14 protein-coding genes are annotated in these 14,965 nt (G+C 62.4%); 8 read left to right on the plus strand and 6 right to left on the minus strand.

All coding sequences use genetic code 11. The features are described 5' to 3' along the window. Positions 1-4: 4 nt before the first annotated feature. Positions 5-409, plus strand: a complete 405-nt coding sequence (locus FFR93_RS27280) for a GFA family protein (RefSeq protein WP_138395447.1) — start codon at positions 5-7, stop codon at positions 407-409. On the opposite strand, the gene FFR93_RS27285 is transcribed toward FFR93_RS27280, so the two are convergent. Continuing rightward, positions 406-1,608, minus strand: a complete 1,203-nt coding sequence (locus tag FFR93_RS27285) for an MFS transporter (RefSeq protein WP_138395448.1) — start codon at positions 1,606-1,608, stop codon at positions 406-408. The genes FFR93_RS27280 and FFR93_RS27285 overlap by 4 nt on opposite strands. A 194-nt stretch (positions 1,609-1,802) precedes the next feature. On the opposite strand from FFR93_RS27285, the gene FFR93_RS27290 reads away from it, so the two are divergent. Beyond that, entirely contained in the window at positions 1,803-2,360 is a 558-nt protein-coding gene (locus tag FFR93_RS27290; protein ID WP_138395449.1) for a TetR/AcrR family transcriptional regulator, read from the plus strand. Positions 2,361-2,368: 8 nt separating this feature from the next. On the opposite strand, the gene FFR93_RS27295 is transcribed toward FFR93_RS27290, so the two are convergent. Further along, entirely contained in the window at positions 2,369-5,872 is a 3,504-nt protein-coding gene (locus FFR93_RS27295; protein WP_138395450.1) for a PAS domain-containing hybrid sensor histidine kinase/response regulator, read from the minus strand. Between the two features lie 220 nt (positions 5,873-6,092). Here FFR93_RS27295 and mscL point away from each other — a divergent pair, with 220 nt between their 5' ends. The 5 genes from mscL (at position 6,093) to FFR93_RS27320 (ending at position 11,424) form a co-directional block, all read left to right on the plus strand. Further along, entirely contained in the window at positions 6,093-6,530 is a 438-nt protein-coding gene (mscL, locus tag FFR93_RS27300; RefSeq protein ID WP_138395451.1) for a large conductance mechanosensitive channel protein MscL, read from the plus strand. Between the two features lie 122 nt (positions 6,531-6,652). Continuing rightward, positions 6,653-7,819, plus strand: a complete 1,167-nt coding sequence (locus tag FFR93_RS27305) for a pyridoxal phosphate-dependent aminotransferase (protein ID WP_138395452.1) — start codon at positions 6,653-6,655, stop codon at positions 7,817-7,819. 202 nt (positions 7,820-8,021) lie between these two features. Further along, positions 8,022-9,056, plus strand: a complete 1,035-nt coding sequence (gene galE / locus FFR93_RS27310; protein ID WP_064709787.1) for a UDP-glucose 4-epimerase GalE — start codon at positions 8,022-8,024, stop codon at positions 9,054-9,056. A 139-nt stretch (positions 9,057-9,195) separates the two neighbouring features. Beyond that, positions 9,196-10,248: an enoyl-CoA hydratase/isomerase family protein gene (locus tag FFR93_RS27315; RefSeq protein ID WP_138395453.1), complete on the plus strand. Its 1,053-nt coding sequence runs from the start codon at positions 9,196-9,198 to the stop codon at positions 10,246-10,248. A gap of 237 nt (positions 10,249-10,485) precedes the next feature. Next, positions 10,486-11,424 (plus strand): MBL fold metallo-hydrolase, encoded by a 939-nt coding sequence (locus FFR93_RS27320; protein ID WP_064709789.1) that lies wholly within the window; start codon positions 10,486-10,488, stop codon positions 11,422-11,424. Between the two features lie 41 nt (positions 11,425-11,465). On the opposite strand, the gene FFR93_RS27325 is transcribed toward FFR93_RS27320, so the two are convergent. The 3 genes from FFR93_RS27325 to FFR93_RS41055 form a co-directional block, all read right to left on the minus strand. After that, on the minus strand, positions 11,466-13,526 hold the full coding sequence (locus FFR93_RS27325) for an ATP-dependent helicase (RefSeq protein ID WP_138395454.1): 2,061 nt from the start codon (positions 13,524-13,526) through the stop codon (positions 11,466-11,468). A gap of 102 nt (positions 13,527-13,628) precedes the next feature. Continuing rightward, complete coding sequence (locus tag FFR93_RS27330; protein WP_082928056.1) at positions 13,629-13,904, minus strand: hypothetical protein; 276 nt, start codon at positions 13,902-13,904, stop codon at positions 13,629-13,631. A 17-nt stretch (positions 13,905-13,921) separates the two neighbouring features. Then, positions 13,922-14,089, minus strand: coding sequence for a hypothetical protein (locus FFR93_RS41055; RefSeq protein ID WP_171049270.1), 168 nt, complete (start codon positions 14,087-14,089; stop codon positions 13,922-13,924). Positions 14,090-14,138: 49 nt separating this feature from the next. Here FFR93_RS41055 and FFR93_RS27335 point away from each other — a divergent pair, with 49 nt between their 5' ends. Beyond that, the gene (locus tag FFR93_RS27335; RefSeq protein ID WP_138395455.1) at positions 14,139-14,402 is read left to right on the plus strand and encodes a hypothetical protein; all 264 of its coding nucleotides are present in this window, start codon (positions 14,139-14,141) and stop codon (positions 14,400-14,402) included. A 221-nt stretch (positions 14,403-14,623) separates the two neighbouring features. Here FFR93_RS27335 and FFR93_RS27340 read toward each other — a convergent pair whose 3' ends face one another. Further along, positions 14,624-14,866, minus strand: a complete 243-nt coding sequence (locus tag FFR93_RS27340) for a DUF982 domain-containing protein (RefSeq protein WP_064709792.1) — start codon at positions 14,864-14,866, stop codon at positions 14,624-14,626. Positions 14,867-14,965: the final 99 nt, after the last annotated feature.

The following is a 14,965-nucleotide window of genomic DNA, read 5'->3' on the forward strand; positions in this document are numbered from 1 at the left end:
TGCCATGAAGAAAACTTACAGGGGAAGCTGCCATTGCGGTAAAGTGCGCTACGAGGTGGATATGGACCTTGAGGCCGGGACCGGCCGCTGCAATTGCTCGATCTGCGCCAAGCGCCGCTATTGGGGCGCCAACGTTAAGCCGGAGGATTTCCGGCTGATATGCGGCGAGGCGGAGACATCAGATTACCAGTTCAACACGATGAACGGCCATCACCGCTTCTGCCGCACCTGCGGCGTGCCGGCCTTCGGCGACGGTTATATCGAAGCGATCGGCGGCGCCTATGTCTCGATCAACATCGCCTGCCTGGACGATATCGCACCGAAGGAACTGGCGGCACTGCCGGTCCGTTATTATGACGGCAGGCACGATGCCTGGTGGAACGAGCCTGAAGTGACGAGTTATCTCTAAGCCGCGCCTTCCGTGGCTCTCCACCGGCGGGTGCGAAGGGCGACGATCCCGACGGCCAGCAACAACAGGATGACGCTCGCATAAATATCCGTCGTCACCTGGTAGCCGGCGGATTTCGCCAGGAACCCGGCAAGGATTGCAGGCAGGCTGAAGGCAAGGTAGCTCTGGACGTAGAAGGCCGACAGCAGCCCCGCCCGCTCATCCGCCTTGGCGAGCGGCATGATGGTGCCGATCGAACCGAGGAAATTGGTGCCGAAACCGGCGCCGGTGAGGACCGTTCCGATCAGCAGCAGCGGAACATTGGCGAGATGCACGCCGGCAACGACCGTCAGTATGCCCAGCGCCTTGGCAGACACGCCGAAGAAAAGATTGGCCGCGGCCGTCCTGCCGCGCCTGAGATAGACGGCGATCGCACCGCTCGCGGTCAAGGCAGCGACGACTGCCCCGCCTGTCAGCGGCGCGGTGCTGCCCGTCGTGCTGGCGACCAATGAGGGGACCAGCGATAGGTAGAATCCGCCGAGCGTCCAATTGGCGATATTGATCGGCGTCACCAGGGAGAGCGGTCCTTTTGCCTCTGGCGGAACGGAAACCCGCGGAACCAGCGAGCCGAGCGCGCCCGGCCGCGTGCTGCCGGTCTCGCGCACCAGCCAGACGGCCGCTGCCTGCAGCGTGAAGACGATGAGCAGCAGCGCGTAGACCAGATGCATCGGGAAGGGGCCATACTGGATCAAGGCGCTGGTGCCGACCGCGCCGAGCGCCATGCCGCAAAGCGGCGCAATCGAATTGACGATCTGTCCCTTCGCCCGGTCGACATCGACAAGGGCTGCTCCGAGCGAGGCGCCGGCGATGCCGGTGGCAATGCCCTGGACGATCCGCGCCGCGATCAGCCAGCCGGGACCGCTGGCGACGACGAAGAACCCCATGGCGATGATTTCGAGCAGCAGGGCGGAAAAGATCACCGGCCTGCGGCCGAGATGATCGGAGATCGAACCGGCAATCAGCAGCGCCGCCAAGAGCGCAAAGGCGTAGACGGCGAAGATGACGGTGATCAGCACCGGCGAGATGGAGAAGTTCTCCTGATAGATCCGGTAGAGCGGTGTCGGCACCGAGGAGGCGCCGAAGAAGGTGGCAAGCGTCAGCGCGTGAAAGCCGATCGAGGGGCGCGGCGCATTCTCTGTAGATTTGACTGCGGCGAACATATATTAAGCCCTCTTAAAGCTAAGTCGTTGCGTTAGAGGACATATAGGGCGGATGGGTCGCAAAGGCAAATTCTTTGCGTTTATGGTTCTGTCAAAGATTTTGAACCATGAGTTCTCATCCATGTTACCCATGTGCAGCGGTGTTGGGACGAGGGTATGCAAAGAGCATTGGGAGCGAAATTCGGGTTGCAGGCATGGCAGTAAAAGAGAATCTTCGTCCGGGCGGCCGAAGCGCCAGGGTTCAGGCCTCGGTGCATAAGGCGGTTCGCGAATTATTGGCCGAGACGGGCCGAACCGAGGTAACGATCCCACTGATTGCAGCCAAGGCGGGGGTGACGCCCTCGACCATCTATCGCCGCTGGGGCGAGCTGCAGGAGTTGCTTGCCGATGTCGCCGTCGAGCGGTTACGCCCGGATATGCAGCCGATCGATGCTGGCAGCGGCAAGGCCGATCTCCAGGCATGGGCGGAGCAATATGCCGAGGAAATGTCCTCGGGGCCGGGCCGCGAGATGATCCGCGACGTGCTGGCGGCGCAGACCGGCGCCAATGCCTGCAAATGCTGCGAATATACCCGCCAGCAGATCGTCGTCATCGCCGAAAGGGCAAAGTCGCGCGGCGAAACCTTCCCGGATGTCGACTTCGTCATGGATCAGGTCGTGGCGCCGATCATGTACCGCATCCTGTTCGGCGACATGCCGGATATCGAGCGTGTGCGCGCTCTCGTCGAGCGCGCCGTGAGTGCGACCGACTGAGCTGCCTTCTACTCCGCAGCCGCACGTTTGAGGCCGGAGATCTGGGTGATATAGGCGCGTAGCGCCGCCGGCCGCACCGGTTTGTGCTGAACGGCGATATTGTGCCGCTCGGCCTCGCTGCGCACTTCGGGCGTGCGGTCGGCGGTGATCAGCAAGGCGGGAATATCCGCGCCGAACTGCCGGCGCAGATGCAGGATTGCGGCAATGCCGGTGCCGTCGCCGAGATGATAGTCGGCGATAATGATGTCGGGCGGACCGTGGCGGCCTTCGAGAGCGATCACCTCGGCAAGGCAGGCCAGCGCCTCGACCTCGCAGCCCCAGCCGCTGATCAAGAGCCGCATGCCTTCGTGGATCTTCGGCTCATTGTCGATACAGAGGATGTTCAACCCCTTGAGCGGCTGCCCGGAACGCTCTGGCGGGGTGATTGCCGTTGCGGCCTCCGCCGGCCGCGAGACGTCGAGTGGCATGGCGATCCGGAATTCTGTGCCCTTGCCATGCGTCGAGTGCAGTTCGACCGGATGGTTGAGCACGTGGGCGATGCGATCAACGATCGAAAGGCCGAGCCCAAGGCCCGCGGCGGTCTTTGCCCCTTCGTCCAGCCGCGCGAATTCCTTGAAAACCGTGCGGAATTTCGATGGCGGAATGCCGATGCCGGAATCGATCACCTGGATGATCACCTCGTTGCCGCGCCGCCGGGCGCCGACCAGCACCTTGCCAGTGATCGTGTATTTGATGGCGTTGGAAACGAGGTTCTGCACCAGTCGGCGCAGAAGATTGGGGTCGGAGCGAACGCGCAGCGATGTCGGCATGACCACCAGCTTCAGCTGTTTTTCGCGGGCGATCGGCGCAAAGTCGGTCTCGATCCGCTCCAACAGGTCGGAAAGCGCGACGGAGGCAAGCCGCGGCCGCATGGCGCCGGTATCGAGCCGCGAGATGTCGAGCACCGCACCCAGAATGGTCTCCACCGATTCCAGCGCTGAATCGATGTTGCGCACGATCGGGCTGTTGTCGGATTGGGCCATGCGCTCGACCAGCGCCGAGGAATAGAGCCTGGCGGCGTTGAGCGGCTGCAGGATGTCGTGGCCGGCGGCCGCGAAGAAGCGAGTCTTGCCGATATTCGCCTCGTCGGCGGCGGCCCGCGCTTCGGCAAGTTCCCGGTTGACGCGGGTAAGCTCGGCAGTGCGCTCGGCGACGCGCTGCTCCAGCGTCTCGTTCGCCTGTTTCAGAGCCTGGTCGGCGTTGACGCGCTGGGTGATATCGGTGAAGGTGGCGACGATGCCCTTGTCGGGCATGGCGTTGGAGCGCACCTCGATGATCCGCTCGCCGCCGCCGAGCACCAGCGAGAAGGGCTTGTCGAGCGTCAGGAAATGCCGCACCGTCTGCGTCAGATCGCCGGGGGCTATGTCGCCACGCTGGCTGAGGATGGTGACGATCTCGGAGAGGGGAAAGCCGACCTGGCCGGCATTCTCGGGCAGATCCAGCAATTGCCGGAAACGCCGGTTCCAGATCGTCAGCCGGTTGGAACTGTCGAAGACGGCAATGCCCTGATCCATCTGCGACAGGGCAGTCTGCAGCATGTCCTGGTTATATTGCAGCGCCTCGCTCGCCTGATCGAGCAGCCAGGCGGTGTCGGAAGAGGCATCCTCGGTCTTTTGCAGGATCAATGACAGCACCAGCCTGGCCGAGGACGAGCCGATGGCGCTGCCAAGCAGCTGTTCGCTGAAATGGATGAGCGCCATGTCGGCCTGCTGCTCGTCCTCCAGCTTTCGGCCGGAGCTCTGTTCGTAGGTGGTAAAGGAGCGCTGCATCCGCTCTTCGCCGAGATAGCGCGAGATCGCCGCCTTGAGGTCGCCGACGCTGACGCGCGTCTTCCAGCCGCGTGTGGCAAATTGCGAGCGCGAATGCCGTTTGACGAAGATGCCGGCCTGGATGCGTTCCAGCGGCCTGGCATTGCGGGTGAGCGAGCCGACGATGAAGAAGGCAGTGTTGACGAGCAGGCTCATCGCCGTGGCATTAACCAGCGGATCGGCGTCGGGCGCGGTAAACAAGGTTGCGCCGGGAAAGATGAAGCCGAGCACGGCGCTCGCCACATAGGAATAATCAGGCCCGCCGAGCGAGGGCAGGAACAGCAGATAAACCCAGATGACGAAGCCGGAGGTCAGCCCGAGGATGGCGCCGCGCGCGTTCGCCCGCCGCCAGATCAGCCCACCGAAGAGTGCTGGGGCGATCTGCGCGATCGCCGCAAAGGAAAGAAGTCCGATCGAGGCGAGCCCGGCGGTGCTGTCGGTCGAGCGGTAATAGGCATAACCGAACAGCAGCACGGCGAAGATGGCGCTGCGGCGGATGTTGAGCAGCGTCTTGGCGAAATCGTCGCGCTGGCCGGCGCGGCCGGCAAGTTTGCGCCGGAGGAAGATCGGCATGATTATGTCGTTCGACACCATGATCGACAGCGCCACGGAATCGACGATGACCATCGCCGTTGCGGCGGAGAAGCCGCCGATGAAGGTGATCAGTGTCACCGCCGGCATCTCACCGGCAAGCGGCAGCGACAGCATGTAGAAGTCGGCGTTACCGCTGCCGCCGAAGGTCAGCAGTCCGCCGATCGCCACCGGCAGCACAAAGAGATTGATGGCGATGAGGTAACCGGGAAACAGGAGGCCTGCGAGTTTCAGCTGCTTCGCCGTCCGGTTTTCGACGACCGTCACGTGGAATTGCCGCGGCAGCATGATGATTGCGAAGGCCGACAACAGGATCAGGGTGATCCAGCGGCTGATCGGCGTATGGTAGTTCAGCGCCGACACGACCAGCTCGTTGTTGACGGTCTTCTGCCAGAGATCGGTCGGACCGTCGAAAAGAAACCAGATGACGCAGACGCCGGCCGTCAGGAAGGCGACCAGCTTGACCACCGATTCCATCGAAACGGCGAGGATCAGGCCGTCCTGATGTTCCGTCGCATCCGTATGCCGCGTGCCGAACATGATGGCGAAGCAGGCAAGCACCAGGGTCGCTATGAGCGGCAGGTCGAGGAAATACAGATTGCCGCTGCCGATGCCGTAATCGGACGGGTTGACCATGGCGCCGACGGTGCTCGAGATCGCCTTCAGCTGCAGAGCGATATAGGGAACGGTGCCGATCAGCGAGATCAGCGCCACGAGCGTTGCGACCGTGGGATTCTTGCCATAGCGCGCGGCGACGAAATCGGCGACCGAGGTGAGCTTCTCTGTCTTGGCGAGCTCGATGATGCGGCGGAGCAGCGGCATGCCGAGCGTGAAGACGAGGATGGGGCCGATATAGATGCCGGCAAATTCCAGGCCGCGTTGCGCGGCAAGCCCGACACTGCCGAAATAGGTCCAGGAGGTGCAATAGATCGCAAGGCTCAGCGCATAGACGACGGGCCATCCGCCTTCGAGTGCCCCCGGGCCGCGGTTCTTGCGGTCGCCGTAGCTTGCCACGGCGAAAAGCAGGAGCAGATAGCCTAAGGCAGACGCGAATATGACCCAGCCTGGAAGCATTGACCCTCCGCCGGCGAAAAGCCGCCGGCACCTCCCGCAATGACGTCAGCTTAAGTCATTTCAGCTGCCTTGAAAATTCCCGCCCGTCTACGCCTTAAGTCAAAGACCAGTTGGCGAGTTCCCCAGATAATTGCGATTGCCGATTGATTAATTGCAATGAAGATGTAGCTAATCGAAACAACTGCATATCTCCGAAATGGGATCGAAGGAGACGGATCCGATGCTCAACGAGTTCAAGGCCTTTATCGCCCGCGGCAATGTCATGGATCTTGCAGTCGGCGTCATCATCGGCGGCGCCTTCGGCGGCATCGTCAAATCGCTGGTCGACGATATCATCATGCCTGTTGTTGGCGCCGTCTTCGGCGGCTTTGATTTTTCCAATTACTTCCTCCCGCTTTCGTCGGCCGTCAACGCGCCGACGCTTGCCGCCGCCCGCGCGCAGGGAGCGGTTTTCGCCTATGGCAGCTTCCTGACCGTTCTTATCAATTTCTTGATCCTCGCCTGGATCATCTTCCTGATGGTCAAGGCAGTGAACTATCTGCGTCTGCAGGTCGAGCGCCAGGAAAAGACCGCACCGGAAGAACTGCCCGCACCGCCGGCGGATGTTCAGCTGCTGACGGAGATCCGCGACCTGCTGGCAACCCGCTCGGCCGTCTGACGGGCTTTTGGCCTTGCCATTGGGCAAGGACGTAACTCATCACGAAAATCGATATGCCATCACTTGTTATCATGGGATTTGCCGACACAAATCTTCTATGAAGGTGAAAACCGGAGATACGCATGTCGATCATGAAGAGCCTCAGCCCGCGCGCCATGGCGGCGCCCGAAAGCGGGATCGTCGAAGTCGTCAACTATGCCCGCGGCCGCGAAGGCCTGCTGCCGCTCTGGGTGGGTGAAGGCGATCTGCCGACGCCCGATTTCATCAGCAGGGCGGCGATGGAGGCGCTGGCCGCCGGCGAAACCTTCTACACATGGCAGCGCGGCATTCCCGAGCTTCGCCGGGCGCTGTCGGATTATTATGCGAGGCACTTTTCCGCCCGGCTCCCGGTCGAGCATTTCTATGTTACCGGCTCCGGCATGCAGGCGATCCAGATCTGCATTCACGCGCTGACCTCGCCGGGTGACGAGTTCGTTTACCTCACCCCGGCTTGGCCCAATATCGCCGCAGCCCTCGAAATAGCGGGTGCGCGCTCCGTCGGCGTCGAGCTGCAGTTCGAGGGCGGTAGATGGACTGTCGATCTCGATCGTCTCGAATCCGCCATTACGCCGAAGACCAGAGGTATCTTCATCAACACGCCGTCGAACCCCACGGGTTGGACGGCGACGCAAAAGGATCTCGGCGATATCCTGGCGCTCGCCCGCAAACATGATGTCTGGATCATGGCCGATGAGATCTATGCGCGATATTACTTCGCCGGCGGCCGAGCCGCCTCTTTCCTCGACGTAATGGAGCCGGACGACAAGATCGTCTTCGTCAATTCCTTCTCGAAGAACTGGTCCATGACGGGCTGGCGCGTGGGCTGGATCGTTGCGCCGCCCGATATGGGGCAGGTGCTGGAAAACCTCATCCAATATTCAACATCGGGTGTGGCGCAGTTCATGCAGAAGGGCGCCGTCGCCGCCCTTGATCTCGGCGATGATTTCGTCGCCGCCAACATCGCAAAGGCCTCCCGCTCCCGCGATATCCTCTGCGATGCGCTGATCGCCACCAACCGCGTCGAGACTCTCAAGCCGGACGGCGCACTCTATGCTTTCCTGAAGATCGACGGCGTCACCGACAGCCGGAGCGCCGCCATAGATATCGTCGACAAGACAGGCGTCGGCCTTGCCCCGGGGGCTGCCTTCGGCGCCGGCGGCGAGCTCTTCCTGCGCGCCTGTTTCCTGCGCGACCCCGCCCAGGTGGCGATCGCGGCCGATCGTCTCTGCGACTATATCCTCAGCCTTTGAGAGGGCGCGGGCACGTTTGCCTCGGGCGATTTCGTGTCGGAATTGCCCGATCGATAAAACTGTAGCAAAGACCGAAATCGGCCTCTAACCACAACTCCAAACATACCCGTTCAAAAGCCTTCCAGCGGCGCTTTGATAAGAAAATTGGAAAGAAAACCGGCGCCTGATGCCCCTGCTTATTAGTTGAAGCGGGGTATGGGGCATGGCGGTTTTGGTGACGGGCGGCGCCGGGTATATCGGCAGCCACATGGTTTGGGCGCTCATCGATGCCGGCGAGGATGTGGTCGTGCTCGACCGCCTTTCCACCGGCTTCCGCTGGGCGGTGGCGCCGGCGGCGCGTTTTTACCTCGGCGACATCGCCGATGCCGATATCCTGAAGAAGATCTTCATCGAAAACGACATCGAGGCGATCATCCATTTTGCGGGCTCCGCCGTCGTGCCGGTTTCGGTTTCCGATCCGCTCTCTTATTACGACAACAATTCCGGCAAGACCCGGGCGCTTCTGTCGGCCTCGATCGATGCCGGCATCCGCCACTTCGTCTTTTCCTCGACGGCCGCCGTCTACGGCCAGCAGCAGACGGACCTGCCGGTGAAGGAGACTGCTCCCCTCAATCCGGAAAATCCTTACGGCCAGTCGAAGCTGATGACAGAGCTGATGCTGCGCGACGCGGCCGCCGCCTATGATTTCAGCTATGTCGCACTTCGTTACTTCAACGTCGCCGGCGCCGACCCGCACCACCGCACCGGCCAGTCGACTTCGGGCGCCACGCATCTCATCAAGGTCGCCTGCGAGGCAGCACTAGGCAAGCGCGACAGCGTCCATGTCTACGGCATCGACTATCCAACGCATGACGGCACCGGCGTGCGCGACTACATCCATGTCACTGACCTCGCCGATGCGCATCTGAAAGCGCTGCAGCACCTGCGCAGGGATAAGGGGTCGCTCGTTGCCAATTGCGGTTATGGCAGCGGCTATTCCGTGCTCGACGTCTTGAACATGGTCACCCGCCTGCACGGGCATTCCTTCAAGATCCACATGGCGCCGCGGCGCGCCGGCGATTCGGCAAGCGTTGTCGCCGACGCTTCGCTCGCGCGGCAGGTGCTCGATTGGAAGCCGCGATACGATTCGCTTGAGACGATCGTCCAGAGCTCGCTCGATTGGGAGCTCTTCCTCTCGGACAGAAACGTCGACGACCTGCACAGCATCCACCGGGCACTCGCCGCCGCATCCTTCTGAGCGGTGCTCAGCGGCAACTGCCGTTGACGTCTCCCGCACCCGCGGCTGTCAGCCTGAGCAATCGGTGGATGCTGGCCGGAAATACTCTGGAGCGATTCCGCATCCTCGTCTATGCATGGTTCAACAGACGAGGTGAACCATGCAGCAGGGCGAAGTGATCATCGAACGGCGGGGCACTGCCGGCATCATCCGGCTCAACCGACCGCGGGCGCTGAACAGTTTGACGCTGCCAATGATCCGCACGCTTGCCGAAGCACTTCATGGTTTTGCATCCGAATCTGACGTGAGCAGCCTTGTGATAACGGGCGAGGGTGAGCGCGGCTTCTGTGCCGGAGGTGATATCCGTGCCCTGCACGAAAGCGCCCGCGCCGGCGACGGTCTCGCCGGAACCTTCTGGCGCGAGGAATTCCGCCTCAACCATATGATCGCCTTCTATCCCAAACCTTATGTCGCGTTGATGGACGGCATCACCATGGGAGGCGGCGTCGGCCTGTCGTCGCACGGCCGCCACCGCGTCGTCACCGAGCGCACACGCCTTGCCATGCCGGAAACCGGCATCGGTTATGTCCCTGATGTCGGCGCCACATGGCTGCTGCCGAAGGCACCCGGCGAAGCCGGAACATGGCTCGGCCTGACCGGGCTCGATATTGGTGCTGCGGACGCGATCTACGCCGGTCTGGCCGATCTTCAGGTCGCTTCGTCGCGGCTCGACGCGGTGATCGATGCTCTTTCGGACCTGCCGCGCGGGAGTTCATCGAGCGACGTCAATGCCGCGTTGCAGGCATTTTGCGAGCCTCGGGGAGAAAGCCGGTTGCAGCAGAACGCAGCGATCATCGATCGCGCATTTTCCTTCGACAGCGTCGAGCAAATCCTCGCGGCTCTCGCCGAGCAAGAGGGTGAGTTCGCCGCCGAGACCCGCCGGGTGCTGTTGACCCGTTCGCCGACCAGCCTGAAACTCGCTCTGCGGCTGCTGAGATCAGGCCGCCGCAGCGCCTCGCTCGCCGAATGCCTTGGCCGCGAACTTGGCGCCTGCCTGCAGATGCTGGATAATCCGGATTTCTTCGAAGGCATCCGCGCCGCCGTCATCGACAAGGACCGCAATCCCAAATGGTCGCCGGCATCAGTCGAGGGCGTGGAGCCGGCAACTGTCGAGCGTTTCTTGAAACCGGCCGAACCGCGGCTTTCACTCTGACGCTGTCATCCTCTGAATGCTGAATGCGCGGCACCCTGCGGCGGGCAAGAGCCCTTGCTTCCTGATGCCAGCCTCTTCGACACCAAATCTCCGGCGCGATGCGCCGAAACTATAGGCCGCCCTGTTCTAAAGCCTAGCTTTCCCTCTCCCTTGACCTGATCGACCGCCAGATATGCTTCGGCATAGTGTCCGCGATGTGACCCATAACCGACCTCTCGATCAAAACAGGAGTGCAGCATGTCGCAGGCAGAAGCAAGAACCCGTACGACCGGTCAGCAGGAGCCTGGCAGGCCGAAGCATGAAGAATTGGTTCCGTCGCGCTACGCCGTGCGGATCGGCGATATCGAGGTTTTGATCATCAGCGACGGGGTGCTGCCGCTCCCCACCGCGATGCTGGGGCATAATGTCGGTACGGCTGACCGGGCAGCGTGGCTGGGCGATATGTTCCTGCCGATGGACGCTTTCGACTGGGCGCTGAACGTCGTCCTGGTCCGCAGCGGCGGGCAGACCATCCTTATCGACGCCGGGCTGGGATTGGACCCGGACCTGAACTTGCCGCGGGCCGGGCAGCTGATCAGGCGGCTGGAGGCTGCTGGTATCGATCTTGCTGCTGTGACCGACGTGGTGCTGACCCACTTGCACATGGATCACATCGGCGGGCTGTTGATCGATGGGGTAAAGGACCGGCTGCGTCCGGACCTCAGGATCCATGTGGCGGCCGCCGAGGCGAAGTTCTGGGAAGCGCCCGATTTCAGCCATGTGTCGATGCCGCCGGGCTTCCCGGACGCGCTGCGGGCAACTGCAAAGCGGTTCCTGAGCGAGTACGGCAACTACCTCAGGCTGTTCGACGAGCAGTCCGAGGTGGCGCCAGGGGTGGTCGCCCAACGTACCGGCGGCCATACTCCGGGGCATAGCGTCGTTCGACTGGCTTCCGGCGGCGACAGGTTGACATTCGCCGGCGACGCCATCTTTGCGGTCGGGTTCGAGCACCCCGACTGGTACAATGGCTTCGAGCACTATCCCGAGGAAGCGGCTCGTGTCCGCCTCGATCTTTTGCGGGAGCTGGCGGCGACCGGCGAACAGCTGGTGGCCACCCACCTGCCGTTCCCGTCCGTCGGCCGGGTGGCGGTGGACGGCGAAGTCTTCCGCTGGGTGCCGGTCTTCTGGGACTATTGAGCGCCGAAAGCGCGTTGCGTAGATCGGCTCTATGCAACGCTCTATCGCCACATGCCGCGCATGCGGGCGCCGACGTCGATGCGCACCTGGCGCGCTTGCGCTTGAGCGGCGGCTTCCGATTTCACCTGCGGCCAGCTGCAGGCCTCGAAGAACTGCAGCAGCGTCGCCGGAATGAAACGGCTGCGCGCGGCATAGACGTGCCGGTCGCCCTGCGCATTCTGTCCGTAAGTGAAGAAGCGTTGCGGCACGATGAGATCGAGACCGTCGCGGGCGCGCGTCATCGCCACATAGAGCAGGCGACGCTCCTCCTCGATCTCGGCGGTGGTGCCGACGGCGAGATCGTTTGGAATGCAGCCGTCGACGACGTTCAGCATGAAGACCCGTGTCCATTCCTGGCCCTTGGCGGAATGAATGGTCGACAGAATGAGATAGTCCTCGTCAAGAAGCGGTACGCCCGCCTGGTCGCTGGTCGCATCCGGCGGATCGAGGGTGAGCTCGGTGAGGAAACGCTCGCGTGAGGCATAACCCCCGGCGATCTGTTCGAGCTGCAGCAGATCGGCCTGCCGCGTGGCCGCATCTTCATGCAGCCGTTCCAGATGCGGCGCATACCATTGCCGCGCCAGCCCGATTTCCGCCGGCCAACCGGCCTTGCCGGATTTCAGCTCCTGCAGCATCGAAACGAAGGCCGTCCAGTCCTCGCCGGAGCGCGGCGGCGCCGGCATAGATGCCAGAGCAGACAACGGGCTCGCAACCTCCGCCATCAGATCGAGCGCCTTCTGCGCCGTCGACGGGCCGACGCCCGGCAGGATCTGCATCAGCCGGAAGCCCGCCACCCGGTCGCGCGGATTCTGCGCAAAGCGCAGGGCGGCCAGCATGTCCTTCACATGAGCGCTGTCGAGAAACTTCAAGCCGCCGAACTTGACGAAGGGAATGTTGCGCCGGGTCAGTTCCACCTCCAGCGGCCCGCTGTGATGGGCGGTGCGGAAGAGCACAGCCTGCTGCTTGAGCTTGAGGCCTTCCTCGCGATTGTCGAGCACCTTGTCGGCGACATAACGAGCCTGCTCGGCCTCGTCGCGCACCGAAACGAGGCGCGGCCGCTCCGCCGACTGCCGCTCCGTCCAGAGATTCTTGGTGAAGCGCTCCGAGGCGAGATCAATCACCGCATTGGCCGCCGCCAGGATCGGCTGCGTCGAGCGGTAGTTGCGATCGAGGGTGACGATATTGGCGGCCGGGCTGAAGGCGGCGGGAAAATCAAGGATATTGCGCACCGTCGCCGCCCGGAAGGAATAGATCGACTGCGCATCGTCGCCGACGACGGTCAGCCCCTGTCCCTGGGGCTTCAGCGCCAGGAGGATCGAGGCCTGCAGCCGGTTCGTGTCCTGATATTCGTCGACGAGCACATGGTCGAAGCGGCTGCCGATATCCTCGGCGATCACGCTCTCGCCCACCATCTGCGCCCAGTAGAGCAGCAGGTCGTCGTAATCGAGCACGTTCTGAGCCTGCTTCGCCTCGACATAACAGGCGAAAAGCTCACGCAGCTGTTTCTCCCACGCCGCGCACCAGGGAAAGGCGTCGCGCAGCACCTGGTCGAGCGCGGTCTCCGAATTCACCGCCCGGGAATAGATGGCAAGGCATGTGACCTTGGCGGGAAAGCGGCTTTCCGTCTTCGAGAAGCCGAGATCGTGCCGGATGAGGTTCATCAGATCGGCGCTGTCTTCCCGGTCGTGAATGGTGAAATCGGCATCGAGGCCGATCTGCTGCGCATAATCGCGCAGCAGCCGCGCGCCGATGCCGTGGAAGGTGCCGGACCAGGACAGCGCATCGGCCATAACGCCGGCATTCGAACCCAACACGTCGCGGCAGATGCGCTCGACGCGCCGCGCCATCTCGGCGGCAGCCCTCCGCGAGAAGGTCATCAGCAGGATGCGGCGGGGGTCGGCGCCCTTGACGATCAGGTGGGCGACCCGATGCGCCAGCGTGTTCGTCTTGCCGGAGCCGGCGCCGGCAATGACCAGCAGCGGTCCGGCAATATGGCTGCCGTCGGTGAGCGTGCCATGCTCCACGGCCATGCGCTGCTGCGGATTGAGCTTTTCGAGATACATCCAGCCGTCCGGTCGGGCTCCCGCAGAATCAGTGCGAGAAGATTAGATGTTCCTTGAATGTTCGCGATTTCAGCCGCTGTCAAGTCTGCAGCGCGGCGATCCTCAATCGGGGAAATCCGGTCCCACCTCGCGCCGCACTAACTTCAGGCTGCGGTCGGGCTGGAGAATATAGGTTTCCTCCACACGCTGGCCCGTCTCATTGTAGAACTGGTTGTAGACGACGCTGCCGACCGGCGATTTGCTGAGCTTGGTTCGCGGTTGGCCGCCATAGGTGATGCTGCCGGGAATGGGTTCGAGCGCGGCCGTATCGGCCGAGGAGCAGCCGGCCAGCAATGCCGCTGCAAACAAGGCGGGCAGAAACGCTTTCATCATCGTCATCCCTTCTCAGACTGCCATCAGATATGGAACGGGCAGCCTCTTTCGCCAAGGGCTGCTTGCCAGTCACCATTCTCGAAGGTTTCGTGCGCCGGCGCGGCGGTGTCGACCGGGCGACCGAGATAGCGGCGCGCATCGTCGGCCGAGGCTATGTGCGCAGTCGCCTGCTGCGGCGCTGAGGGAACCAAGTGTCCTCCCACGGGTTGAAATGCCGGATCTGAAACGCTGGAGACCATCATGCAGACGCTTTCTCGCCTCTGGGCGTCCACCCTGATCATCGGCTGCGGCGTCTTTGCCGGCTCAGCCAATGCTTCACTTGAGACCGGCATGGATTATTCCGCTTTGCCGAAGGATCAGATCGCCCTTAACGAATATACCGAGACGACCGCCTGCGAGCCACCGGAGCCGCACTATCTGCCGTCCTTCATCCGCGCGGCCGACGGCACGATCATCGGTGTGGGATATATCGAGATGGAGAATGAGACCGGCGCGGATTGCTGAAACCGATCAGCTCGAACGAGGCTCGCCTGCGTTTCCGGTGACGAGCCTCTGACCATCATCATGATGGCTGCGTGTTTTCTATCGAAACAGCTGGCTCAGGCGCAACGCCCTTTGCTCCAAAACCCGGCACCTGCTCGATGCAAGGTTAAGCGAAAATTAAACAATGTATCGTCGCGGCACAGTTCGATGACCAACTGTAAACCGCAGGCGTCCCTGCTGCATCAATGCAGCTTCAGCTTCGCCTCTTCGGCCGCCGCCAGAAACTCGGCTCTTGCCTCGTCCATGCTTTTGCGGCCGTCCAGCGCCGCCCGGCAGGTGCTACGGGCTTTGATATAATGAAGCCCGCGCGAACTCGGCCAGAAATCTGCCAGACATTTCAACGCATCGAACGGCCCATTGACGGTTCTGAGGTCGGCGCCTTCGAAGCCGACCTTGACTGGGTCGTTCCATTTTTCCGTTGCCATCGATACTCCTCCACGATTGTCGACAGAAACACGGGTGCGACGCCTTCGGTTAGACAGACGCCGCCATGATAGGCATTCTAGCGCGATTTTTCGCGCCAA

Origin of the sequence: Rhizobium sp. MHM7A (assembly GCF_005862215.1) — a bacterium.
Classification (GTDB): domain Bacteria; phylum Pseudomonadota; class Alphaproteobacteria; order Rhizobiales; family Rhizobiaceae; genus Rhizobium; species Rhizobium bangladeshense.

Bases quoted from the DNA above. Each gene is read 5' to 3' on its own strand.
- FFR93_RS27280 (WP_138395447.1), top strand. From the start codon at position 5: ATGAAGAAAACTTACAGGGGAAGCTGCCATTGCGGTAAAGTGCGCTAC.
- FFR93_RS27285 (WP_138395448.1), bottom strand. From the start codon at position 1,608: ATGTTCGCCGCAGTCAAATCTACAGAGAATGCGCCGCGCCCCTCGATC.
- FFR93_RS27290 (WP_138395449.1), top strand. From the start codon at position 1,803: ATGGCAGTAAAAGAGAATCTTCGTCCGGGCGGCCGAAGCGCCAGGGTT.
- FFR93_RS27295 (WP_138395450.1), bottom strand. From the start codon at position 5,872: ATGCTTCCAGGCTGGGTCATATTCGCGTCTGCCTTAGGCTATCTGCTC.
- mscL (WP_138395451.1), top strand. From the start codon at position 6,093: ATGCTCAACGAGTTCAAGGCCTTTATCGCCCGCGGCAATGTCATGGAT.
- FFR93_RS27305 (WP_138395452.1), top strand. From the start codon at position 6,653: ATGTCGATCATGAAGAGCCTCAGCCCGCGCGCCATGGCGGCGCCCGAA.
- galE (WP_064709787.1), top strand. From the start codon at position 8,022: ATGGCGGTTTTGGTGACGGGCGGCGCCGGGTATATCGGCAGCCACATG.
- FFR93_RS27315 (WP_138395453.1), top strand. From the start codon at position 9,196: ATGCAGCAGGGCGAAGTGATCATCGAACGGCGGGGCACTGCCGGCATC.
- FFR93_RS27320 (WP_064709789.1), top strand. From the start codon at position 10,486: ATGTCGCAGGCAGAAGCAAGAACCCGTACGACCGGTCAGCAGGAGCCT.
- FFR93_RS27325 (WP_138395454.1), bottom strand. From the start codon at position 13,526: ATGTATCTCGAAAAGCTCAATCCGCAGCAGCGCATGGCCGTGGAGCAT.
- FFR93_RS27330 (WP_082928056.1), bottom strand. From the start codon at position 13,904: ATGACGATGATGAAAGCGTTTCTGCCCGCCTTGTTTGCAGCGGCATTG.
- FFR93_RS27335 (WP_138395455.1), top strand. From the start codon at position 14,139: ATGCAGACGCTTTCTCGCCTCTGGGCGTCCACCCTGATCATCGGCTGC.
- FFR93_RS27340 (WP_064709792.1), bottom strand. From the start codon at position 14,866: ATGGCAACGGAAAAATGGAACGACCCAGTCAAGGTCGGCTTCGAAGGC.